Genomic DNA, 22,565 nt, shown 5'->3' on the forward strand with positions numbered 1-22,565 from the left:
GGATGCCGAGTCAGAACGTAAAACGGGATACGGTGATGACGTCGCCGTATCCTGTTTTTGATCAATTCGCCATAAAGCGTCGAACTTCGGTCAATACCTGCAGCAGCATCGTCAGGCTGGGTTTTTCTTCCAGCCGCTGGTAGTCTGCGTCGTAAGTGCGGTAGCGGCCGTTGTCGCCGATGATGGTGGTTTGCTGCGGCGTAATCACGACCAGCTGTTTGTTGTCGCCTGCAGTTATCCACGGCTGGCGGCGCTGCGGCAAGAACAGGTCTTCGCCCTGTGTATAGGTGTTGGTGGCGTTTTTAACGTATAGCAGGCGCTGCATCAGCGTCGCCATAACGTCTTCATGGCCGGTGAGCTTATTGATTTTTTGCGCCGGTGTGCCGGGCCAGTGAACGACCAACGGAACCTGCACCTGATAGCGGCTGTAGTTTTGACCAAATCCAATGGCGTTCTTGCCGGTGTCATTAAACTCGACTCCGTGCGCGGCGGTGATGACGACGATGGTATTGTCCAGCAGCCCTCGCTGGACGAGCGTTTTCATCACCGTATCAATTTGCGTATCAATATCCGCGGCAGACTGGCGGTAATACTGTTTAAAGGCGTTCAGAGAACCATCTTGCGCCGCCGCAGCCAAATCGCCGTTGCTGTATTGAATATAGGAGAACCAGGCGTCGCCTTCAGTACGTTTCTCCAGCCATTCTTGCCACTGGGCCGTCGTCGCCTGATTGCTTTGGGCAATAGGCTGCGGCAGTGAGAAGTCGGCCAGCAGCGCCTGACGGTAAAGCGGCGCGTCAAAAGCCGAAGAAGAGAACAGACCGAACTGGTAGTTCCGATATGTCAGCGACGCAATCAGCGCCGAGGGCTTTCTGCCCGCCAGCACGCCGTCGATATAGGTCGGAGAGATACCGTAAAACAGCCCGAACAGTCCGGTATCCTGCCGGTTTCCGCTGCTGTAGTGCTGAGTAAATTGGATATTCTCGTCGGCCAAAGCGGAAAGCTTCGGCATGTCCTGCGCTATGCTTTGGTTGCGAAGGCCGTCGGCGACGATCACCAGCAGATTATGGCGCGGCGTCTCATCCAGATAGCTGAGCCTGGCCAATGGATACTCCACTTCGACCGCTTCCGGATTTCCCCGCGTGGCAAGTTTGTCCTGATAGGCCTGAGCGTCCAAAAGGCCGTGCTTTTCAAGGAAGCGCCTGGCGGTCATTGGATAGGACAGAGGCAGATTGGCGCGCTGCATGGTGATCGGACGATAGAAGTTAGCGTCGGCCCAGATGTAGGCCAAATGGGTGAACATAAAGGCCAATATGAATATGCCCGCCAGCGGCCGCCCGAAATGACGTCGGTTAAGGCTGCGAAGCTTTTGCCAGCTCCAGGTGCTAAACAGCATCTGGACTAAAAAGATGATGGGGATGCAGATGAAAAGCAGCTGCCAGTCGCGGGACAGCTCGCTTTCTTCCGGATTAATCAACAGGCTCCAGACCGTCGGATTCAGGTGCAGCCGGAAGCGGAAGAAGACCTCGGTGTCGATAATCAGCAGCGTCAGCCCTGCGGTAGCCAAAATGGCGGACAGCACCCGCATAAGCCGCTGGGACATCACGACAAACGTTAATGGGAAAAGGATCAGCAGATAGGCGGAAAAAGTCAGAAAGCTGAAGTGGCCAAGCCAGCTTATCAGCGCATAGACGCGGCCAAAGAGCGTAGAAGGCCAGTCCGTTACAAACAGATAGCGGCTGCTCAGCGCCAGGCTGAGAATGATGTTAAAGAGAGCGAACCAGTGCCCCCAGCTAATCATCTGGGAGACTTTCTCTTTATAGGACTGACGGTTTATCACCATGTTCACGTTAATTTCGTTCTGTCAACAAACGCCTAGTGGGCTTTATCTTCTCTGATAGAGGCCTGCAGAGCCTCAATAAAAGAGCGAACGATCGCCGGGCGAGCAGCGGGGGCTATGCTGGTATTAATCAGGTTGGTCACCATATTGCCCAGCACCATCAGCGACAGGTCAGTTGGCGTTTTTTGATTTTCGAGGACCTGAACCAGCTCGGCCAGCAGTTTTTCTACGTGTTGATCGCTATAACGGGACGCTTGTGGCATAGGTTTGCGCTTATCTACTCATTAATGCATTAAGGCCGGATATCTTACCGTATTGCCCGATGATTTTCTGTAGTTTATGCAGAAAATATTCCGTTCTTGTCTTTGCGTGCGGTGAGTCGCGCACGGCCTGTTAAAAAACATATAGCCCATAATTTGCTGTGATGCGAAGCTGTCCGCGCGACCTGCATTTTTTAATAGAAGCGCGCCGCAACCCGTACTATCATGCACAGCCTGGGCTAACTGACGACATATTGCATGGAAAACGTGCGTTGAGGAGTATCTATGAGTCTGGATATCGACCAGATTATTTTGCACCAGCTGATTAAACGCGATGAACAGACGCTGGAGATGGTTCTACGGGACTCCCCCCTTGATGCGAACGCGGCGACGGAAGAGATGGTTGCGGAGCTTCACCGTATCTATACCGGCAAAAGCAAGGCGTTCGGGCTGTTCAATCAGGAAAGCGCTTTTGCCGACGCGTTGAAAAACTACCGTTATGGAGATATGCCCTTTTTAGACTTCACGCGCGACAGCACTCAAAGGCTGCGCGACGAGCTGGCTAAGTATCCGTTTGCCGAGGGCGGCATCGTCGTTTTCTGTCAGTATCGCTATCTGGCGGTAGAGTATTTGCTGGTGGCGGTGCTCAGCAGCTGTAGCAGCATGCTGGTCAATGAGCAGCTGGATATTACAACCACGCACTATCTGGACCTGGACAGGGCAGACATCGTCGCCCGTGTCGATCTGACCGAGTGGGAAACCAATCCTGAGTCCGCACGCTACCTGACGTTTTTAAGAGGGCGGGTGGGCAGAAAGGTGTCTGACTTCTTTATGGACTTCCTGTCCGCCGCCGAAGGGTTAGACGCTAAAGCGCAAAACCGCGGGCTGCTGCAGGCGGTCGACGACTACTGCGCGGAAGGGCAGCTTGATAAGAGCGAGCGCCAGTCCTATCGCCAGCAGGTGTATACCTACTGCAACGGCCAGCTGCAGGCCGGTGAAGAAATTGAGATAGACGCGTTGGCGAAAGAGCTGCCGCCGGTAGGGGAGAAAGACTTCCGCCAGTTTACGCAGGACAACGGCTACCAGCTGGAGGACCACTTCCCGGCTGACCGGAGTACGCTCAAGCAGCTAACCAAGTTTAACGGCAGCGGCGGTGGGGTGACGATAAGCTTTGACGCGCTGCTGCTCGGCGAACGCGTTTTCTGGGATCCGGCGACGGACACTCTGACGCTGAAGGGGCTGCCGCCGAACCTGCGCGACCAGCTCCAGCGCCGTATGAGCGGGGGCGGGAATTGATATTCCGGTGAAATAAAAACGCCGCGCATCGAGCGCGGCGTTTTTACGTTTAGAACCGGTTGAGCTAACCGGACTCCGGACTCGACGTTCAGCGATTAAACGCGAACGAAGTCCATGTGGGCCAACTTCGGCTTGAACGGGTGACGCTGTACTGCTTGTACTTTGACTTTAACAGACTTACCGTCGATAACCAGAGTCAGACCGTCTTCGTAGAAGCCAGGCTTTTCCTGCATGTTCATCACGATGTCGTGATCCAGTTCGATGGCAATTGCTTTCTCAGCTCCGCCATAAACGATGGCCGGGAACTTGTTAGCATGACGCAGGCGGCGGCTCGCACTCTTTCCCTGCTCGGTACGTACTTCAGCGTTCAGTGTAAACATAGTTTTTTCTCTTTTAAAAAAATGATACCCGCTACAGGCGACCCAGCAGCGGGTTTATACGTTCTGCTTATAAAAGCGGGGCCGATTCTAGCGAAATTTTAACCGTACGGCAAATAAAACCGTTATCCGCGCAGCTCGTTGGCGCGACGGTAGCGCCCCTGATAGTCGAACATCTTTTCACGCACCCGCCAAAACTCGCCGTGCAGATAGGCAATCACGAAGTCCGGGTGGCGAAGCTTGTCCTGCTGGGCGATAACGTCCAACGCATTGTTCCAAAGAAAGGAGACACCCGGCGCCCTCTGATGCGGCAGAATAAACTTTTGCGTAAAGGCGGCCCGCTGCCCCGGCGTTTTTAGCCTGAACCGCTCGCCGACGTCGGCGCCGTCCTCGTCATAGTAGGTGACGCCAAGCCATTCGCCTTTGTCGTCTTGCCCGCGCTTAAGCGCCATGCCGGAACAGCGTAACACCTTGGCGTTCTTGAGGTTCAGGGCGTCTTTGAGCATGTCGTCAGGGTCGACCAGCACTTCCTGACACTGGTGACAGCGGCGCGCGGCGATGTCGTTTTCCGCCCCGCAGTGGGGGCAACTTTTAAAGCGAAAGCGATAGTCGCACTGTTCGCGATGGCCTTCTTCGTCTTGCAATATTCCCTGGCAGCGCCTGCCGTAGTGTTCAATGACTTCTCCGCCAGGGCCGCTCTTGCCCCAAAACGTATTGGCAAACCCGCAGGCAGGGCAGAAAACCTGAACCGGCTGGCTATCGCCTGCGGGCTTTCGGCTTCCCACTTCCGGCGTATAGAGGTCATAAGGGTTGCCCGCGTAGTCCAGAATCAAACAGTCGGTTTTTCCCGGCGACAGCCGCAGCCCGCGGCCGACGATTTGCTGATAGAGGCTGACCGATTCTGTTGGGCGCAAAATTGCAATCAGATCGACGTGAGGGGCATCAAAGCCGGTGGTGAGCACCGCGACGTTAACCATATAGCGCAGGCGCTGCTGCTTAAACTCGTCGATGAGCCGGTCCCGTTCGGCGGGGGGCGTATCGGCGCTGATAAACGCGGCGCTGCCGGCGGGCAGCAGTCCGTGAACTTCTTTGGCATGCTCGACGGTGGCGCAAAAGATCATGGCGCCTTTACGCGCGTTTGCATATTCCTCTATCTGGCTGACGATATGGGGCGTGATGCGTCGCTGGCGCTTGATTTCCCGATTAAGGTCGACCTCACGAAACAGGCTGCTGCTTCCCGCCTCTAGGCGGCTGAAGTCGTACTGAACGATAGGCATATCCAGCCGGTTTGGCTCAACTAGAAACTGGTGCTTTATCATGTAGCGCAGCGGCAGCTCGTAAATGCAGTCTCGAAACAGGCAGCTTTCGTCACCGCGCACCATGCCGTGGTAGTGGTATTGATAAATCCAGCCCTTGCCCAGGCGATAGGGGGTAGCGGTCAGCCCCAGCAGGCACAGCCTGGGGTTTTTATTTCGCAGGTGGGTCAGGATTTGCAGGTACTGACTGTCTTCATCGTCGCCAATACGGTGGCACTCGTCGACAATCAGCAGAGAAAAGCTGTCATTAAAGGCGTCAAGGCTGCGAGCTACTGACTGCACGCTGCCAAAAACCACTTTGGCCGAGCTCTGTTTCTGATTCAGCCCGGCGGAAAAAATGTCGGCCTCAAGCCCGTAGGCGCGGTACTTGGCGTGGTTTTGCGCCACCAGCTCTTTGACGTGCGCCAGCACCAGCACCTTGCCGCGCGCCAGCCGGGCCAGCTCGGCAATGACCAGGCTTTTACCCGCTCCGGTAGGCAGCACGATAAGCGCCGGATCCTGACGCTGGCGAAAATAGCGCAGCGTCGCCTCTACGGCTTCCTGCTGATAGGGACGTAGGGTAAACGCCATCAGTGGTTACAGATTTTTTCCGGCCGGGTGGTGAAGCCCTCATCGACGGGAACAAACTTCCCTTTTTGCGCCAGAAAGCCCACCAGCTCGGCGGCGGTTAAGTCCTGCTTTGAGCAGGTGTGGAAGCGGGCACCCTGGCCGAATCGGGCGTCGATAGCGGCAATCAGGCTTTCCGTCGAATAGGCTTCGTTAGAAGCAATCATCATTTCCAGAACTTGGTGGCCGTGAATGGAAGACATAGTGAAATTCTCTTTGCTAAATAAACTGAGGCTATTATGCCTTTACGTTCCGTTTGGCGCGAGCCCCTGTCGGTTTTATACTACCCCAAATTAATTTTTGGAAAGCACCATGCGTTTAGACAAGTTTATATCTCAGCAGCTTGGCATCAGCCGCAACCTGGTCGGCCGCGAGCTACGGGCGGGAAGGGTCACTATTAACGGCGACGTTGTTAAGACCGGGGCCAGTAAAATCCTGCCCGACGATGAAGTTGCCTATGATGGAAACGTCCTTCAACAGCTTAACGGACCGCGCTATTTCATGCTGAATAAGCCCGAGGGCTATGTGTGTTCGACGGACGATCCGGTTAACCCTACCGTGCTCTACTTTATCGATGAACCGGTAGCGGAAAAGCTTCACGCGGCGGGAAGGCTGGATATGGATACCACAGGGCTTGTTCTGCTGACCGATGACGGGCAGTGGTCCCATCGGGTGACGTCGCCGCGCCATCACTGTGAGAAGACTTATCTGGTGACGCTGGCGGAGCCTCTGGCGGCCGGAACGGCGGAAAGGTTTGCCGCCGGCGTGCAGCTGCACGGTGAAAAACACCTGACGAAGCCGGCCACGCTGGAGGCTATTGATGAAATCTGCGTTCGCTTGACCATTTCAGAAGGGCGCTATCATCAGGTTAAGCGGATGTTTGCCGCCGTAGGAAACCACGTTAGCGCGCTGCACCGTGAGCGCATTGGCGATATCGTGCTGGATCCTGAACTGGCTCCCGGCGAATATCGGGCGCTGACTCAAGAAGAGGTTGACTCCGTTTACGGCGATACTGCCGGATGTTGTTTATGAGCGGCGCTTCAAACTGCGTTAAACACATTTCATTAACTAAAGTTTAAACTCTGACATGGTGGTATGCTGACCTCATCGTTTGTGCGATGAGGTCGTCATTTTTCCACTTTTCCCGCTCATTTTTCCCTTTATTTCACTCCGCCCGGGCAGCGTGGAATCGTATGTCGCACGCGCCATAAAGGCATAATCTTCTACCCTTTTGCCTTTTTTCCCATATTCTGTTTTATCTTGCCGAGGCTTTTCACCGTATTGGAGGATCGCTTGTGGTTGAATCGAAAAAACTTTGGCTTTTTGTGCAAATTGAGAGGAAATAAGAGGAATAGAGGGGAAGCCCCTTTACGATGTGACTTATTTGTGAAAAAATTGTTTTATCGTAATAAAGGATTTTAAGTGAATACTATGAAGTTATCCGTTCTTCAGCGTTTGCCTCAGTTTTACCATTGGTACGGTGGCGAAGTCGGTAGCCGCGTTGAGGCTTCCGATCTGCCTTCCCAGCTTGACGGAGATCGGGATAGAAACAATTTATTAGGTTTAAAGCTGCTCAGCTATAGCAACGCGAGAGCGTGGGACGTCATGTACAAAATCAGCCTCTATCTCAAGGGGATTGATATTGAAAACAGCGTGATTGAAGTGAGCGGCGAACCCTGTCTGTTTATTCGTTCTCAGGACGAAGCCGTTGCGCTGTGCCGCCTAAAAAGCATGGGCATTGCGATTGCCGACTTTATTCCCCATCAGCCGTTTTGCTAGCCAGTGGCTGGCGGGTGCACTGCATCCTTTTTCTTGTTTTATTCATAAACCAATAGCCAAAGACTTACCGAGCTTTCTCCATCTAGGGGCCGCGCGCCTTGGTGATTAAAGCCTCGAGCTACCGTGCGTCCTCCAACAGGGTTTTGGTATAGGAGTGCTTGGGCGTCAGGAATACCTGCTCACATTCCCCTTGCTCAACAATTTCACCGTGGCGCATCACGATAATGCGATGGCACAGCGAACGGATCACCTGCAGATCGTGACTGATAAACAGGTAGGTCAGGCCGTGTTCACGCTGTAGCGCTTTTAGCAGCTGCAAAATCTGCGCCTGTACCGAGCGGTCCAAAGACGAGGTGGGTTCATCGAGGATCAGCATTTCCGGTTCCAGGATCAGCGCCCGCGCGATGGCGATGCGCTGGCGTTGGCCGCCGGAGAACTCCGTCGGGTAGCGGTGGCGGCTTTCGGGATCGAGCCCCACTTCCTGCATGGCCTTGATGACGCGCTCTTCCCGCTCTTGTTTCGTCAGCTGGTGGTGAACCTCAAGCCCTTCTTCAATAATCTGCGCGACCGTAAAGCGCGGATTCAGCGCCGAGAACGGGTCCTGAAAGACGACCTGAATTCGGCTGCGGTAGGGCAGCATTCGCTTTGAGGAGAGGCCGTGCAGCGGCTGACCGTCAAACCAGATCTCGCCTCTGGCCTCCAGCAGGCGCAGCAGCGCCAGCCCGGTGGTGCTTTTACCGGAGCCGGATTCGCCGACCAGCCCCAGACTTTCCCCTTTACGGATAGCGAAGCTGACGTCTTTTACCACGTCGTTAGGGATCTTGCGGCGGAGAAAGCCTCCCGAACGGGGAAAGCCGATGGTCAGGTGCTTGATGTCCAACAGCGTATCGGCATCAGGAGGCAACGGAATGGGGCTGCCCTTGGGCTCTGAATCGAGCAGCTTTTGAGTATAAGGATGCTGCGGATGGCTAAACAGCGCCCGGCATTCGTTCTGCTCAACGCACCTTCCCTGATTCATCACTGCGACACGGTCTGCCAGCTTGCGGACGATGTTAAGATCGTGGGTGATGAACAGCATGCTCATGTTCAGCTCTTGGCGCAGTTCGGCAAGCAGGCGCAGGATCTGCGCCTGAACGGAGACGTCCAGCGCGGTGGTTGGTTCGTCGGCGATAAGCAGTTTGGGTTTGGTCAGGATCGCCATGGCGATCATTACCCGCTGTCGTTCGCCGCCGGAAAGCTGGTGAGGGTAGGCGTTCAGCCGGTTCTTGGCATCCCGAAGGCCTACGCGCTGTAAAACCTCGATAATTTCGTCTCGGGCCGCCTGCTTGGTCATTCCACGGTGAATAAGCAGCACTTCTGAAAGCTGTTTCTCTATCTGGTGCAGCGGATTAAGAGAAACCATCGGCTCCTGGAAGATCATGGAAATGTCGTTGCCTCGGTATTGACGCAGCGTTCGCTCGTCAGCCCGCAGCAGCGATACGCCGTTAAACAGGATGTCGCCGCTGGGATAGACGGCCAGCGGCGTGGGCAGAAGGCGCAGTACGGACAGCGCCGTGACGCTTTTGCCCGAACCTGACTCGCCGACCAGCGCCAGCGTTTCACCGGCTTCAATCGCCAGAGATAATCCTTCGACGATGCGCTTTTCCTGACCGCCCTGACGAAAGGCGATGCTGAGGTCTTGGATGTCCAGTAACGGCGTGGTTGTCATCATATCAATGGGCCTTTGACGGATCGAAGGCGTCGCGCACGGCTTCACCAATGAAAATCAGCAGCGTCAACAGCACGGAAATTACCACAAAGCCGCTGATGCCGAGCCAGGGCGCCTGCAGGTTGTTTTTCCCCTGCAGCAATAAATTACCCAGCGAAGGAGAACCCAGCGGCAGACCGAAGCCGAGGAAGTCCAGCGAGGTCAGCATCGCGATGGAGCCGCACAGGGTAAACGGCAGATAGGTCAGAGTGGCGACCATGGCGTTGGGCAGAATGTGGCGGAACATGATTTTGGCATCGCTGACGCCCATGACCTTAGCCGCTCTGACGTAGTCAAAGTTGCGCGTGCGCAAAAACTCGGCCCGAACGACGCCGACCAGCGTCATCCAGCCGAACAACACGGTAATGCCCAGCAGCCACCAGAAGTTGGGCTGAATGACGCTTGAGAGCAAAATGATAAGAAACAGCGTCGGCATGCCGGACCATACCTCAATAAAGCGCTGGCCGAGCAGATCGACCTTTCCGCCGTAGTAGCCCTGAGTCGCCCCGACGGCAATGCCTATCAGGCTTGAGAGCAGCGTCAGCGACAGGCCGAACAGGATCGAGATGCGAAAGCCGTAAATCAGGTTGGCCAGCACGTCCAGCCCTCGGTCGTCGGTGCCCAGCAGGTTGGCCGACGAGGGTGGCGCGGGGAAGGGCGACGGGCTTTGGTAGTTAATCGTATTATAGCTAAATCGGATCGGCGCCCAGAGGGCCCAGCCGTTTTGATCTATTTGCGAGGCAATCGCCGGGTCGCTGTAGTCGGCTTCGGTTTGCAGCTCGCCGCCGAAGGTTTGTTCACTGTAGTTCACCAAAAACGGGGTGTACCATTCGCCCTTGTAGCTGACCAGCAGCGGCCTGTCGTTGGCGACCAGCTCGGCGGCCATGCTGATGACAAACAGTATGGCGAAAATCCACAGGGAGTAGTAGCCGCGGCGGTTGTGCTTGAACTTCTGCCAGCGTCGCTGATTCAGGGGGCTGAGCTTTCTCATCGGCGGGCCTCGAAGTCAATTCTTGGGTCGACCAGCGTGTAGGTAATGTCGCTTAAGATGTTAAACACCAGCCCAATCAGGGTGAAAATGTAGAGCGTGCCGAACATGACCGGATAGTCGCGCTGAAGCGTGGCGTCATAGCCTAAAAGCCCCAGTCCGTTGAGCGAAAAAATCACCTCAATCAGCAGCGAGCCGGTAAAGAACATGCTGATGAAGGCGGACGGGAAGCCGGCGATCACCAGCAGCATGGCGTTGCGAAACACGTGGCCGTACAGGATGCGCTTTTCCTCCAGGCCTTTGGCCCTGGCCGTTATCACGTACTGTTTGTGGATTTCGTCTAAAAACGAGTTTTTAGTCAACATCGTCAGGGTAGCGAAGCCGCCGATGGTGGTGGCGCAGACCGGCAGGACGATGTGCCACAGGTAGTCAAGCACTTTGCCGGACAGGCTCAGGCTGTCGAAGTTGTTGGATATCAGGCCGCGCATCGGGAACCAGTCCAGATAGCCGCCGCCGGCAAACAGGATAATCAGCAAAATGGCGAACAGGAAAGAGGGGATCGCATAGCCGACGATAATCAGGCTGCTGGTCCAGACGTCAAACGGCGTGCCGTTTTTTACCGCCTTTTTGATGCCTAGTGGAATTGAAATCAGATAGATAAGCAGCATGCTCCACAGTCCCAGCGTGACGGAAACCGGCAGCGACTGCTTGATGAGCTCCACTACCGATGCGCCGCGAAACAGGCTGTCGCCGAAGTCGAAGCGGGCGTAGCTCCATAGCATGTCAAAATAGCGTTCGTGCATTGGCTTATCGAAGCCGAAGCGCTTTTTAATCTCTTCAATCACTTCGGGATCCAGCCCGCGTCCGCCCTGATACTGCCGGTCGGCAGCGGGAACGGCTGAGCCTTTATCCAAACTGGCGACGTTTGGGCCACCCGCGCCAAAGCCGCTTTGGTGGCCAAGTTCGATAGTGGCGATGGCCTGTTCTACCGGCCCGCCGGGCGCGATTTGAACGATAAAGAAGTTGAGGGTGATAATCGCCCAGAGGGTTGGGATCAGCAGCAACAGTCTGCGAAGTATGTATGTCGTCACGGAACGTCCTTAGCGTCGCTGCTCGGGCAGAGCGGCCGCTTTATTAGCGTCGTACCACCAGGTGTCGAGGCCCAGCGCGCTTTTGGGCCGCACGGCCGGCATGGAAATCTTGTTCCAATAGGCAAACCTGTCGCGATCGCTGTACCACAGCGGGATCATCAGGCGATGCCAGGTCAGCACGCGGTCAAACGCTCTGCCTAAAGACAGCAGCGGCTTTTCCTGCCCCTGATAGTCGGCAATTTTCTGCGTCAGTTCGTCGACCGCCGGGGAGATCAGGCCCGGCGTGTTGTAGGTCGACTTGATATAGTTAGAATTCCAGAAAATCAGCAGGCTGTTTGACGGATAGTCCATGGCCGGATATACGCGGGGGATCATATCGAAATCCCGGCTGCGCAGGCGGTTGATAAACTGGGAACTGTCCACCGAGCGTACGGTCATGGTAATGCCGAGTCGGCTTAGCGCGTGCTGAAAGGGCAGGACGTACCGGCTGTCGCTGCCGCTGAGTAGCAGAAGCTCAAAGGTAAACGGCTGCCCGGTCTTGGCGTTAACAAGCTTGCCGCCTTTTATTTCCCAACCGGCCTCTTTTAGCAGCTGCGTCGCCTTCAGCAGGTTTTGGCGGTTATAGCCGCTGCCGTCGCTTTTCGGCGGCTGATAGGCCTTGGTAAAGACCTCATCGGGAATTTTTCCCTTCAGCGGCGTAAGCCAGGCCAGCTCGTCCTTATCGGGCAACCCGCTGGCGGCGTAAACTGTGTTTTGGAAATAGCTGTCGGGCTGCCGGTAGGCGCCGTAGAACAGCGTTTTGTTTATCCACTGAAAGTCGAACGCCAGCGTGATGGCCTCACGCACTTTCGGGTCGGAAAAGAGAGGGCGCTGAACGTTGAACGCCAGCCAGCGGGTATCCTGTGCGCTCTGATTTTCCCACTCCTGCTTGACGATGTATCCCTTATCAAAGTATTTGCCCTGATACTGGGTGGCCCAGCTTTTGGGCGAGTTTTCCAGACGCAGGTCGTAGGCGCCCGCTTTGAAGGCTTCCAGAGCGACTTTGTCGTCGAGGTAGTAGTCGTAGCGGATGGTGTTAAAGTTATAGCGCCCGCGGTTAACCGGCAGGTCTGCCGCCCAGTAGTTTTCCAGGCGCTGATAGATGATGTACTGCCCTAGCTTGTAGCCGCTGATGCGGTAGGGGCCGCTGCCCGGCGGCGGCGCGTTAAGCGGCTCGCTCAGATTGTGGTGCAACCAGAAGCTTTTTGGGAAAACGGGCAGCCCGCCGACCAGGGAAATCAGCTGCGACTTGTCTGGCTTTGGAAGCTCTATGCGTACGACCAGCGGAGAAGCGGCCTTAATCGTAATGCCCTTGTAGATGATTCGAAACTGGGGGACGCCCTCAGTCATGAATTTTTCGAACGTATAGGCGACGTCTTCAGCCGTAATGGGAGTGCCGTCCTGAAAGCGGGCCTTCGGATTGATATTGACTTCCATCCAGCTGTAGTCGTCGGGGTAGCGAACCGATGAGCCGATAAGCGGGTAGAGGCTGCTTGTTTCGTCCAGCGAGGAGGCAAACAGCGTATCGGTCAGCCTGTCGGTGCCATCGGGGCGATTGCCGCGAGAAGCATAGGTATTGAAGTTATCGTACGTTCCGATAGCGGATAGCGTGAGCTGCCCGCCCTTAGGGGCATCAGGATTGACATAGTCAAAGTGGGTAAAGCCGCTGGGATACTTAGGCTCGCCGAGCAGCGCAAGCCGGTCGGTTTCAATGACGGTAGCGGCTACGGAACTGAAAGAAACAATGGCGCCTGCAAGCAGGAAGAACAGGGGCAATGAAGAGAAAAACGCGTCGAGCCGACGCAACGTTGACCGCAATATGTTCATGTCGCCTTTCTATCCATTTCTAACCGAGCCTCTTCGCGCTGATTCTTTGTAGAGTATATCTCACGCGGCCTCATATGTTTGATATGGAATTATAGATATTTTTGGCATGGAAGCGATACTAAAGGCAATGAAAACAACGCTTTTACCCAACGAATGCGGGTAAAAGCGAGTTGAAAATAGCGGTTAGCCTTTGTTTAAAACGCGGCGGGCCTGATGGTAACGAGTATTCCAGTATTTTTCGTTCATGCTGGAAATCATGACGCCGTTGCTGGTCGACGCGTGGACAAAGTTATCGTTGCCGATGTATATCCCCACGTGACGGCCGGTAGAGCCTGCGCGGAACAAAACCAGATCGCCGGGGCGCAGCTTGGCGCGCTGAATGGGTTTGCCGATGTTTTGTTGCATAGACGTAGAGCGCGGGAGCGTCAGGCCAAACTGCTCGTGAAACGTGATTTGAACGAAGCCTGAACAGTCGACGCCCTTTTTGGTGCTTCCACCCATGCGGTAACGGACGCCTTTCCAGCCTGCGTATTGATTAAGAATGCGCGACTTGATGTCGACGTTCTTAACCATGGATTCGAATTCATCCTGAGTGGATTGAAACGCCAGTCCCTGCTTTTCATCTGAGCTGTGTGAGCTTTGTGCGGAAGTTTGGCCACTTCTCGCGTTCGACGCCTCTGCCGTTGAGGAGAGGGTGCCGCAGCCTGATAACATTACGATTGCGGCTACGGCCGGCGCAAATCGTAGAACGTATCTCAGAATTGGTTGAGATTTGACCATGTTGATGAAATTCCCGTGTAGTCCTTAACGACGCTGTCGCTATAAAAATCAAAAGTCGCAACCCTGTGCGGTAACCCTATTCGTAACGGTAACCCACAGGCAACGGGCCCGGCAGTTTGAGCGGGGTAACGCGTTCCCCAAAAACCTACCCTTATCCGCAATAGCGCGCACAAACGGAAAAAGACTACTTTATCTATTCCTTGATTGCGAGAACTTTCTGCCTCGGTATCGTTACGGCCTAAACCTTTTTGCCTATTTTGTGAGCTAAATCCAATGCGCGGCTAACGGGCGTCTCGGCTACTTTTTGGGGCGATGTCGCCCCGGTACGGCGCGGTTTATCGCATTTATCAGGATATCGCTGGCCGGCGTCAGCAGGCACCAGCTTAGGCCTACGCAGGCGATGCTCAGAGAGCCGACGTAAATGTCGGTAAACCAGTGTGCGCCGACCATAATGCGCGGCAGCGAGAAAACGATGACGTAAAGGGTGGCGACGGCAAACGCCCAGCGGGCAAAGTAACGCAGCATAAAGGCGGCGAAAATCATCAGCATCAGGCCGTGATCGCCAGGAAAGCTGTCTTTTGACGCGTCTTTGGTAGGAATGCCTGAGAGTTCCGTTACCCGATTGATGCCTTCAAAGCTCAGCGTCGGGCTTGGACGCACGACGGGCAGCAGGTGTCCGGCCTGATTAAGCACTACCGCGGTTATCAGCATGACGATGCCCATGATGATAGTCCAACGCCTGCCGGCGGCGTCCTGCTTGAGAAAAAAGTAAAACAGTAAAAGCCCCATTGCCAGAAGCGAAACGGAGTCGAAGGCGCGGTTGTTGGTGACGGCGACCAGCTTAAGATAGGCCGGACTGGCGGCCAGATAGGCGTTGAAGTAGTGAAACAGCGCCGAATCAACGGTAAACCAAAAGCCGTGGTTTTCTGGTAAGTACCAGGAAAGAAAAAGCGCTATTCCAAATGCGTTTAGCAAAAAAATAGCGGTGAAGCGACAGCGGGACATCAAAATACCTTTGAAAAATAGCAGTAAAAAATAGCTTTATTAAGCACGCTATCAGGCGACTTAGCCTTATGGTTTTGGAATTCTGGCCTTTAGCAGCGCGCTTTGCAACTCATTCCACGGCGCATCGCCCGAATTGATAAGCTCTACTCGGCTGTCGACGGGGGCAACGGCCTGCGTTTCTATTTTCAGATCGAACCCCTGTCGGTTAAATACGATGGTGCCTTCCACAATGCGCATGACTCCTTTAACGCGCTCTACGGGCGCAAGCCGCACCCAATCGAGCAGGGCTGCTGTAGAAAAGCAGGTATCGGCGTCAAAAATCCAGCCGCAGCTGACGTAGCCTTGGCCCTGGTTGAGCGCTCTGCGCCACCCTTGGGCGTTCGGCAGGCTGAGCGCCGCCAGCCCGCTCTGCGCTTTTGGCGCATGCGCATGGTGGACGCTGTCCGGAAGCTCCGGCAGATTAAGGCGCGGCGCGTCTAGTACATCAAGAGAGACTGCGCCCTGTTGAATAAATTCATAAGGACGCTCGGGCGCGTTGGCCTGGCGCCACTGGAAAAAGGCGCTGCGGTCTTCTTCCTGATAGGTATCCGTTTTATTCACTAAAATGAGGTCGGCGGCGGCGAGCTGATCGCGAAAGTTATCATTTTGCGCATAGCGAGGCTCCGACAGCTGGCGGGCGTCCAACAGGCAGAGCGTCGCGCCGACGGTGAGTAACGGCTGATAAACGTCTGAGGTTAAAAGCGCCAGAACCTGCTTGGGATGGCCTAGTCCGGTCGGCTCGATCAGTAATCTGTCTGGTTTAGCCTGTTTGAGCAGCATATTGAGGCCAACCTGCATCGGTAGCCCGTTAACGCAGCACAGGCAGCCGCCGGGGATCTCTTTCATCACCGCACCGCGATTTTTGAGCAACGCGCCGTCGATACCGATCTCGCCGAATTCGTTGACTAAAATAGCCCAGCTCTCGCCTTCCGGCTTTTGGCTTAAAAGGTGTTGAATCGTAGTGGTTTTGCCACTGCCGAGAAATCCGGTAATTAAGTTAACGCGCGTCACTGTAATTTCCTCGCGGTAGGCCGACGAAAGATACAAAAATATGGCAATAAGTAGTTAATAATCTAGCCTAGAAAGTATTTAGGTCAATTTTCTGCTAAATTATTCGGGTATTATTGCATTGAGTGAAAATAAAAAAAAGCAGTCTATACTTGGGGTAAGGGGCGAGAGATAAAGACTATTTCCCGCTTAAAATCAATATCTTTTGGCATAGAAGGGAAAGGAAAATACGACTGGCTGTGGGAACGCTCGTGCTAAAGGTCGGTACCGATAAGGCAGCTTCTTATGGCATATCAAACCGTCAGCTCAATTCAGACTTTATTTAAGGCTTCTCTGTTACTTCTTCCTTTTTCCTTTTCCTTAATGCCGGTACAGGCGGCGAGCAGTGGAACAATCAATTTCCTTGGGCGGATTGTAGAAGCGGGATGTGAGACAACGTATAGCACAAATCAGTTAACACAAACGTGCATGGACGGTAACAAGTCGGTTAAACAGCAGATGACGCTGCAGGCAGCGGCTAACGGCGCAGTCATTCAAGGAAAAAATCAGCCTAATCAGGTGTCTTTCCGCTGGATAGACAAAGAGAAAAAGCTGGGTATTGCCGAAATTACCTATAACTAACTGAAATAAAAAGAAACGCCGGGTCTTTGCCCGGCGTTTCTTTTGCATACGTTTCCTACGCCTAGTCGGCGCGGCTCATATAGCGACGCTCCGGAATGTGAATGCGGATTTTTTCGCCCGACTCCAGATACTCCGGTACCTGAATAATAAGCCCGGTGCTCAACGTTGCCGGCTTGTTGCGGGCACTGGCCGAAGCGCCTTTGATTCCGGGGGCGGTCTCAATAATTTCCATATCGACGGTCTGCGGCAGTTCAAGCGCCACGACCTGGCCTTCGACGGTCAGTACCTGAATGCCGGGAATACCGCCTTCGGGGATAAACAGCAGCTCTTCTTCAATCTGATCTTTTTTGAAGATGTAGGGCGTGTAGTCTTCATCATCCATGAAAACGTATTCGTCGCCGTCAATATAAGAAAACGTCACCTGGCGACGGCTCAGATTGATTTCATCAATAATGTCGTCGCCCTTGAAGCGCTCTTCCACTTTCAGGCCGGTGAGGATATCGGAGAAGCGCATTTTGTACAGCGTGCTGGCGCCGCGCGCGCTTGGGCTTTGTACTTCAATATCGCGAACCAGCAGCATTTTGCCGTTGTAGCTAACGGCCATGCCGCGCTTAATTTCGTTTGCTCTTGGCATAGTAAACAGGGATCCATTTTCACGGGTTGAATGATTGGCGACAAATTACTCGCGAGCGGCAAAACAGGCAAGCAGAATCCGCAGCCGGAAATAAAAAAAGCGTGAAAGGCGAAAAAGTGCAGGCCCGCGCGGCGGCGGGCCTAAGAAGCGTTGTATTAGCGATAGACCGGCAGCAGATTCAGCGTTGAGCCGACGTGAGCAAGAATGTTGAGTATGCCGAACAGAATAACGAAATAGATCATCAAGGCGCCGCCAGGCGCGCGATACTCGGCCTGCGGGAATTTTTTACGGCTGGCGCGGGCCAGAAGCGCGGGCACGATCACCGCCCAAACGGTGGCGGCCAGACCGGCAAAGCCGATGGCGTATAAAAAGCCGTCGGGGTACAGCAACGCCGCGACCGTAGGCGGGGCAAACGTAATTAGCGCGGATTTGGCACGCCCGGCCGGGCTGTCTTCAAACTTGAAGAAGTCGGCGATGTAGTCCAAAAGCCCCAGAGAAACGCCCAAAAACGAGCTGGCCAGCGCCATGTAGGAGAACGCGTTGAGAAGCTGCTTCACCAGCGGCGTCACCGTACCGTTATCGAGCTGCGCCAGCAGGTTGCCGATATTGCCGCCCTCGGAGATAACTTCTTTAAACGCCGGGCGAGGCACGTTGCCCTGAATGACGAACTGCCACAGAAGGTAAATCGCCAGCGCGATGAGGGTGCCTATCAGCAGGCTGCGAACGACGGACTTTGCGTCCTTTTGATAATATTTCGCAAGCCCCGGGACGTTGCCGTGATAGCCGAACGAAGCCAGAAGGTAGGGGAGTGCGGCTAACGCATAGGGCAGGTATTCCGGATTGGATTCGGTTCGGTTAAACAGGATTGTCGGCTGCACCTGAGTGAACATATCGCTGACGGAAAAAACGAAGGTAATGACCATGCCGCCTATCAGAATCGTATTAATTCTGTCGACCGCACGCGTCGACAGCCAGACGATAAACGCGACCAGCAGGGCAAAGACCAGACCGGCGACGGTTTGGTTTATAGAAAAGGTGGAAGAAAGCGTATGGCTAATGATGGAACCACCGGCGGAGATGTAGGCGTAGGTCAGTATGTAAAGCACAAACGCGACCGATAGCCCGTTAATGGCGTTCCACGCGTTGCCTAACAGCCCTTTGACCACGGTATTGAAGCTGGCGCCGGCCTCATAGTTGAGGTTGGCTTCCAGCAGCATCAGGCCGGAAAAGAACATACAAAACCAGGTATACACCAACATCAGGGTGGAGCCGCTGAACCAAACGCCGGAGGTGACAATAGGAATGGAAAACATGCCGGCGCCGACCGCCGTTCCTGCAATAATCATGGCGCCGCCGAAGACGGAAGGGCGCTTTTGTGTTTCGGTTTGAGACATTTCTCTTTATTTCCGGATGTAAGTGTATTTTGTACTAGTGGAATGATACGTTATTGCCGCCGTTTGTAAACTCGTTTTTTATCAGGATAGATGGTGACGTATGGCCTGATTATTCCTCGGCTCATTGTTCCTGCTTATGGGCTTAACGATACGCCAAAATACATAACCATCAGAAAGATCCGGTTTTTTACTTAATGGTTCAAAATATGTACTAGAGGACGTGTTAATAAATAGATCGCTTTTTTCTTTGAATGGGGTAGCCTGACGTTTCTCTAGCTTTCTGATAGGGATGAGATAGCGCACCAAATAAAGAGCGGAACCTGCCATATCGGGCCGCCTACTATCAACCTGATATTGGATACGTTAAACGGTAGGCCTGCCTACATATTCAACTTTATTTTAGCCCCGGCGGATTTTCGGCGTTGTCTGCCCGGCTATAAGCATGGGTGATGTAACATGGAATGTCGTACTGACTGTGGGGCCTGCTGTATCGTTCCTTCGATCTCCTCTCCGATCCCCGGAATGCCTGCCGGGAAGCCAGCTAATACAAGGTGTGTCCAGCTAACTGATGACAACCGATGTAACATCTTTGGTTCAAGTTCGCGCCCCAAAGTTTGTGGTAGTCTGAAGCCGTTACTTGATATGTGTGGAGGTAGTCGCAACGAAGCTATGACATATCTTTTATGGCTTGAAGAGAGCACAACTGCCTCGGATGGTTGAGATAGTGACTGTTAAAAGGCCTGGCGCTGCTGCACCAGGCTTTGTTTATTGGCCTAAAGCCGCCATTTTATTTGGACTTGGACAGCGGCGCCGTTGCGCATTCCGCTATAGCCTTTGACGTTAAGGCCGAGGTTCAGATTTTTGCCGGGGTTGGTATAACCTATTCCCGCATTTACTACCGCACTGCCTCCGTTCATGTCGGCTTTATCTAAATTCCAGCGGTATTCTTCGTCACGAACGCTTCCTCGAGCTTCGGCATTCATCATTTCTTCCCAGCTAACGCCGATGTAGGGGCGAAAATTGCTACTACCTGTATAGGTCGCCAGAATGCCGGCCTGAACGCGGTGAGAGTTTAATTCGCTATATGTGACCTGTGAGTCGGCAATGTTAAACTGCTCTTTCTCTCGGCCATCATAGAAATAATTGGCAAACAGCCTGCTGTTCCAGTTTTCCTCAACGGGAACATCCCAGTAAATACCGACATGTGTACCCCAGTATGTGCTGGTCTGTGAGTGGTTCACGTCAGCCATTGCGATGCGTGAATTAAAGTCATCATACAGTACGCCGCCTTTCAGGTAGGCAGTGGTATGTAGGCGCTTAATGGGAGTTGCATAATTCAGGTAGATGCCCGTGCCGCCGTAGCTGTGGTTTCCACTACCATTTACATCGCCATACGGGCTGCCCGTACGTGCGCTATAGCTATTGTAACCCGTTTCCAGAAACACACCGTAGTCAACGGCAGCGGCTTGAAATCCATAGCCAAACAGGGCCGAGGTTTGCTCGGTTTTTAGCTTGTGCTGCGTGTTATATCTGTAATCACCGTATCGAATGGCAGCAAATGGACCGCCGGCTTGTCCACTTTCTGCTCCGGTTAATGCCGTATCGACAAGCAGTTCATCGGAAGCAACCATTGTAGTCAGAGCAGCCAGCGACGCCGTGGAGAAAATGTCGGTTTGACTATTTTGAGCTGTTGCTCCTGATGCCTCTCCATCGACGACGGCGCTGAGGGCGTTATCACTGATTTCCAGACTGTAATCCTGCAGCGGGGAGTAGCTTTCAACCGTGGCCAGAGACTTAAAATTCGCAATGTCAGGGGCTGCTTGAGAACTGATATTCTTCAGGTCTTCTTTCGTGATTTCATAACCCGTATCTGCATCAATAAATCCAGCGGCACTTTTGATTAACTGAAGCTTTGTTCCGCCTTTAATGTCCAGACCCTTTGTCAAGATGGTAAGAGTTGAATTGTCGCCCGGTTCTCGCTTTGTATAGAGCGGTATGGACTTGTCGCCGCTGACCTCAATCATCGCGGTATCAAACTGAGATTTGTCGCTATAGTAAAAGTTATAATGTTGAAAACCTCCCAGCTCGCTTGTGGAGATATTGCTGTAGAGATTTAATGTGTTGCCCTTATAAGTGCTATTAGACTCTGCGCCAAAACCTCCATAGAGAGAGTTGAGATCCCCGGACTGCCCTGCGCCAATCGTTATTGTATTATTTTCGGCGTTGCCTTTTCTCGGCTTATCTTTACTTCCCAGTACTCCACCATAAATACTTCCTGCAAGATGGCTATCTTTAATTAGGATTGAATTCCCTGATGCGCTGATAGTCACATCGCTTGTATCGCTTCCTTCTTTTTCCGTCAGCACATACCCACCGCGTATGGATAAGTTATTATGCATATCAGTATTGGCTAAAATAATTGAGTTGTTGTCAGCAATTCCAATCTTTTTATATACGCCGCTAACTCCGCCATTGATTGTGGTTACTTTCTTTCCTAAAGTGACATCTTCAATATAAACCTGATTATTCTTCGATATATCTTCTGACCATGCCCCGGTGAGAGTGACATTCTTTGCATCTTGAACGTCTTCGCTTAGCGTATTTATCTTTGTGTCGGTAATAATTAATTGATTTCCAATGGCCCGATCGTCAGCATAGTAAGCAGATGAAATATTATATGACATCTGGCTTGTGTTTATATTTATCTCACTTTCTTTTATTACGAGAGCATTGTTTTGTATGTCATATCCTACCGCAGAGTAAATTCTGTTAAGGCTGTTGTCTCCTGTGTTTAAAATTGAATTTTCTATATAGGCAACGTTATCGTTTGCAATAAATTCCTTTGAACCTTTAGAATTATATGTCATCGCGGCCGTCATTGCATCGAATGATAAATTGCTATTTTTGATATATAATGAGTTTTTTGACATCTCAACTGAATTCGATACAGAGCTGCCGTCAAAAGGATTTTTGGGCGTGTGCAGGTAGGCTCCGGTAATTACGGTTCCGGTACTGTCGCCGCTTGGGTCATTAGGCTTCATATATACAGTATCAAGAACCACGGAATTATTATTAATCTTACTATCCTGGAAGCCGCCATTATATGAAGAACTTGCAGCATTGGCCGATGCGCCAATAATTGAACGGCTTCCTGATATCACCGTATTTTTAATGAATATACTATTGTTTCTTAGCTCTTTACCATATGATGCCGCAGCTGCAGAAATGTATCCACCGCCGTCGGGCATCGCATCCTGAAATGACGGTATGTTTAACTCTGCACCGTTTAAATCAATGAATACGTTATTTCCCGTGAAAAAAGATCCTTTGTTTTCTGTAGAAGAAATGCCGCGTATTATTCCAGAGATGCTGCCGGAGTTTTTAATAATAATAGTATTGTTGTGCCCTTCAGCTTCCGTGGTCTTATATCCAAATGAATTTGTAATGCTATTGTGGATGGAGCTGTCGCCTCTGCTGGTATGAAGCGTGTCTAGGCTTTCAGTTCCTGTATAAACCTTACACTGGCTCGAATTGGCCTGATCACAACCTTCAGGGTACTGAACCTCAGGAAAGTTAATTTCTGGTAAGTGTGGTGGGGTTGCGTTGGAACTGAATGATATTGTCGAAGCAGAAATTGCAGATAATAGTGCTAATGCAATTTTAGACTTATTAAGTTTTCTTTTATTATTTTCCATTATTAAATTAGTCCTGTAAAATACTGGAGTATTGAAAAACTTCAGCGTTTGTTTTTAAATATAAATTCGATATTTATGTTGGTTTGTAATGTGTGTTGAGAGTTAACTATAAATTAGGTGAAAGCCTGCGTTAAGAGAATTATCTTGTATGGCTATTATTTTGCATTTTTTGTTAAAAAATAATTTTAATTTTGTCAATTAATGCATTTTTATTAATTGATAGCAT

General features: G+C 52.6%; 20 protein-coding genes. 5 read left to right on the forward strand and 15 right to left on the reverse strand.

The genetic code is table 11. The features are described from left to right. Positions 1 to 61 precede the first annotated feature (61 nt). Positions 62 to 1,840, reverse strand: coding sequence for an LPS biosynthesis-modulating metalloenzyme YejM (gene yejM / locus G544_RS0109800; RefSeq protein ID WP_027274433.1), 1,779 nt, complete (start codon positions 1,838 to 1,840; stop codon positions 62 to 64). A 32-nt stretch (positions 1,841 to 1,872) separates the two neighbouring features. Further along, entirely contained in the window at positions 1,873 to 2,100 is a 228-nt protein-coding gene (locus G544_RS0109805; RefSeq protein ID WP_027274434.1) for a YejL family protein, read from the reverse strand. Between the two features lie 282 nt (positions 2,101 to 2,382). On the opposite strand from G544_RS0109805, the gene yejK reads away from it, so the two are divergent. Next, positions 2,383 to 3,393 carry a nucleoid-associated protein YejK gene (yejK, locus tag G544_RS0109810; protein WP_027274435.1) on the forward strand — a complete coding sequence of 337 codons (1,011 nt, stop codon included), beginning with the start codon at positions 2,383 to 2,385 and terminating at the stop codon, positions 3,391 to 3,393. Positions 3,394 to 3,488: 95 nt separating this feature from the next. On the opposite strand, the gene rplY is transcribed toward yejK, so the two are convergent. The 3 genes from rplY to G544_RS0109825 form a co-directional block, all read right to left on the reverse strand. Then, positions 3,489 to 3,773, reverse strand: a complete 285-nt coding sequence (gene rplY / locus G544_RS0109815; protein ID WP_027274436.1) for a 50S ribosomal protein L25 — start codon at positions 3,771 to 3,773, stop codon at positions 3,489 to 3,491. 122 nt (positions 3,774 to 3,895) lie between these two features. Continuing rightward, positions 3,896 to 5,656 carry a DNA repair helicase RadD gene (gene radD / locus G544_RS0109820; RefSeq protein ID WP_027274437.1) on the reverse strand — a complete coding sequence of 587 codons (1,761 nt, stop codon included), beginning with the start codon at positions 5,654 to 5,656 and terminating at the stop codon, positions 3,896 to 3,898. Next, on the reverse strand, positions 5,656 to 5,895 hold the full coding sequence (locus G544_RS0109825) for a YecH family metal-binding protein (protein WP_027274438.1): 240 nt from the start codon (positions 5,893 to 5,895) through the stop codon (positions 5,656 to 5,658). The genes radD and G544_RS0109825 overlap by 1 nt, the downstream gene beginning before the upstream one ends. 109 nt (positions 5,896 to 6,004) lie before the next feature. Here G544_RS0109825 and rsuA point away from each other — a divergent pair, with 109 nt between their 5' ends. Next, positions 6,005 to 6,724, forward strand: coding sequence for a 16S rRNA pseudouridine(516) synthase RsuA (gene rsuA / locus G544_RS0109830; protein WP_027274439.1), 720 nt, complete (start codon positions 6,005 to 6,007; stop codon positions 6,722 to 6,724). A gap of 390 nt (positions 6,725 to 7,114) precedes the next feature. Then, the gene (locus tag G544_RS0109835) at positions 7,115 to 7,471 is read left to right on the forward strand and encodes a YejG family protein (RefSeq protein WP_027274440.1); all 357 of its coding nucleotides are present in this window, start codon (positions 7,115 to 7,117) and stop codon (positions 7,469 to 7,471) included. Between the two features lie 118 nt (positions 7,472 to 7,589). Here G544_RS0109835 and yejF read toward each other — a convergent pair whose 3' ends face one another. From yejF to G544_RS0109870, 7 genes are all read right to left on the reverse strand, one after another. Next, the gene (gene yejF / locus G544_RS0109840) at positions 7,590 to 9,179 is read right to left on the reverse strand and encodes a microcin C ABC transporter ATP-binding protein YejF (RefSeq protein ID WP_027274441.1); all 1,590 of its coding nucleotides are present in this window, start codon (positions 9,177 to 9,179) and stop codon (positions 7,590 to 7,592) included. Positions 9,180 to 9,183: 4 nt separating this feature from the next. After that, a complete protein-coding gene (locus G544_RS0109845; protein WP_027274442.1) occupies positions 9,184 to 10,209 on the reverse strand; it encodes an ABC transporter permease in 1,026 nt (341 codons plus the stop codon). After that, a complete protein-coding gene (locus G544_RS0109850; RefSeq protein WP_027274443.1) occupies positions 10,206 to 11,297 on the reverse strand; it encodes a microcin C ABC transporter permease YejB in 1,092 nt (363 codons plus the stop codon). The genes G544_RS0109845 and G544_RS0109850 overlap by 4 nt, the downstream gene beginning before the upstream one ends. A 9-nt stretch (positions 11,298 to 11,306) precedes the next feature. After that, positions 11,307 to 13,163, reverse strand: coding sequence for an extracellular solute-binding protein (locus G544_RS0109855; RefSeq protein ID WP_081650774.1), 1,857 nt, complete (start codon positions 13,161 to 13,163; stop codon positions 11,307 to 11,309). A 183-nt stretch (positions 13,164 to 13,346) separates the two neighbouring features. Next, entirely contained in the window at positions 13,347 to 13,943 is a 597-nt protein-coding gene (mepS, locus tag G544_RS20320; RefSeq protein ID WP_027274445.1) for a bifunctional murein DD-endopeptidase/murein LD-carboxypeptidase, read from the reverse strand. A gap of 297 nt (positions 13,944 to 14,240) precedes the next feature. Next, entirely contained in the window at positions 14,241 to 14,948 is a 708-nt protein-coding gene (locus G544_RS0109865) for a phosphatase PAP2 family protein (protein ID WP_027274446.1), read from the reverse strand. Positions 14,949 to 15,014: 66 nt separating this feature from the next. Continuing rightward, positions 15,015 to 15,998 (reverse strand): CobW family GTP-binding protein, encoded by a 984-nt coding sequence (locus G544_RS0109870; RefSeq protein WP_027274447.1) that lies wholly within the window; start codon positions 15,996 to 15,998, stop codon positions 15,015 to 15,017. A 282-nt stretch (positions 15,999 to 16,280) separates the two neighbouring features. On the opposite strand from G544_RS0109870, the gene G544_RS22170 reads away from it, so the two are divergent. Beyond that, complete coding sequence (locus tag G544_RS22170) at positions 16,281 to 16,616, forward strand: hypothetical protein (RefSeq protein WP_134389012.1); 336 nt, start codon at positions 16,281 to 16,283, stop codon at positions 16,614 to 16,616. 61 nt (positions 16,617 to 16,677) lie between these two features. Here the strand turns inward: G544_RS22170 and yeiP are convergent, their stop codons facing one another. Together yeiP and mtr are read right to left on the reverse strand one after the other, a co-directional pair. Next, positions 16,678 to 17,250 (reverse strand): elongation factor P-like protein YeiP, encoded by a 573-nt coding sequence (gene yeiP / locus G544_RS0109880; RefSeq protein WP_027274448.1) that lies wholly within the window; start codon positions 17,248 to 17,250, stop codon positions 16,678 to 16,680. A gap of 155 nt (positions 17,251 to 17,405) precedes the next feature. Then, positions 17,406 to 18,644, reverse strand: a complete 1,239-nt coding sequence (gene mtr, locus G544_RS0109885) for a tryptophan permease (RefSeq protein ID WP_027274449.1) — start codon at positions 18,642 to 18,644, stop codon at positions 17,406 to 17,408. A gap of 456 nt (positions 18,645 to 19,100) precedes the next feature. Here mtr and G544_RS21715 point away from each other — a divergent pair, with 456 nt between their 5' ends. Further along, a complete protein-coding gene (locus tag G544_RS21715) occupies positions 19,101 to 19,364 on the forward strand; it encodes a YkgJ family cysteine cluster protein (RefSeq protein ID WP_071783355.1) in 264 nt (87 codons plus the stop codon). Positions 19,365 to 19,417: 53 nt separating this feature from the next. On the opposite strand, the gene G544_RS0109890 is transcribed toward G544_RS21715, so the two are convergent. After that, a complete protein-coding gene (locus G544_RS0109890; RefSeq protein ID WP_134389013.1) occupies positions 19,418 to 22,339 on the reverse strand; it encodes a hypothetical protein in 2,922 nt (973 codons plus the stop codon). Positions 22,340 to 22,565 lie beyond the last annotated feature (226 nt).

The sequence above is a fragment of the Leminorella grimontii ATCC 33999 = DSM 5078 genome, from assembly GCF_000439085.1.
Lineage (GTDB): Bacteria > Pseudomonadota > Gammaproteobacteria > Enterobacterales > Enterobacteriaceae > Leminorella > Leminorella grimontii.

Excerpts from the sequence above, each read along its gene's own strand:
- yejM (WP_027274433.1), bottom strand. The coding sequence starts at position 1,840 with ATGGTGATAAACCGTCAGTCCTATAAAGAGAAAGTCTCCCAGATGATT.
- G544_RS0109805 (WP_027274434.1), bottom strand. The coding sequence starts at position 2,100 with ATGCCACAAGCGTCCCGTTATAGCGATCAACACGTAGAAAAACTGCTG.
- yejK (WP_027274435.1), top strand. The coding sequence starts at position 2,383 with ATGAGTCTGGATATCGACCAGATTATTTTGCACCAGCTGATTAAACGC.
- rplY (WP_027274436.1), bottom strand. The coding sequence starts at position 3,773 with ATGTTTACACTGAACGCTGAAGTACGTACCGAGCAGGGAAAGAGTGCG.
- radD (WP_027274437.1), bottom strand. The coding sequence starts at position 5,656 with ATGGCGTTTACCCTACGTCCCTATCAGCAGGAAGCCGTAGAGGCGACG.
- G544_RS0109825 (WP_027274438.1), bottom strand. The coding sequence starts at position 5,895 with ATGTCTTCCATTCACGGCCACCAAGTTCTGGAAATGATGATTGCTTCT.
- rsuA (WP_027274439.1), top strand. The coding sequence starts at position 6,005 with ATGCGTTTAGACAAGTTTATATCTCAGCAGCTTGGCATCAGCCGCAAC.
- yejF (WP_027274441.1), bottom strand. The coding sequence starts at position 9,179 with ATGACAACCACGCCGTTACTGGACATCCAAGACCTCAGCATCGCCTTT.
- G544_RS0109845 (WP_027274442.1), bottom strand. The coding sequence starts at position 10,209 with ATGAGAAAGCTCAGCCCCCTGAATCAGCGACGCTGGCAGAAGTTCAAG.
- G544_RS0109855 (WP_081650774.1), bottom strand. The coding sequence starts at position 13,163 with ATGAACATATTGCGGTCAACGTTGCGTCGGCTCGACGCGTTTTTCTCT.
- mepS (WP_027274445.1), bottom strand. The coding sequence starts at position 13,943 with ATGGTCAAATCTCAACCAATTCTGAGATACGTTCTACGATTTGCGCCG.
- G544_RS0109865 (WP_027274446.1), bottom strand. The coding sequence starts at position 14,948 with ATGTCCCGCTGTCGCTTCACCGCTATTTTTTTGCTAAACGCATTTGGA.
- G544_RS22170 (WP_134389012.1), top strand. The coding sequence starts at position 16,281 with ATGGCATATCAAACCGTCAGCTCAATTCAGACTTTATTTAAGGCTTCT.
- yeiP (WP_027274448.1), bottom strand. The coding sequence starts at position 17,250 with ATGCCAAGAGCAAACGAAATTAAGCGCGGCATGGCCGTTAGCTACAAC.
- mtr (WP_027274449.1), bottom strand. The coding sequence starts at position 18,644 with ATGTCTCAAACCGAAACACAAAAGCGCCCTTCCGTCTTCGGCGGCGCC.
- G544_RS21715 (WP_071783355.1), top strand. The coding sequence starts at position 19,101 with ATGGAATGTCGTACTGACTGTGGGGCCTGCTGTATCGTTCCTTCGATC.
- G544_RS0109890 (WP_134389013.1), bottom strand. The coding sequence starts at position 22,339 with ATGGAAAATAATAAAAGAAAACTTAATAAGTCTAAAATTGCATTAGCA.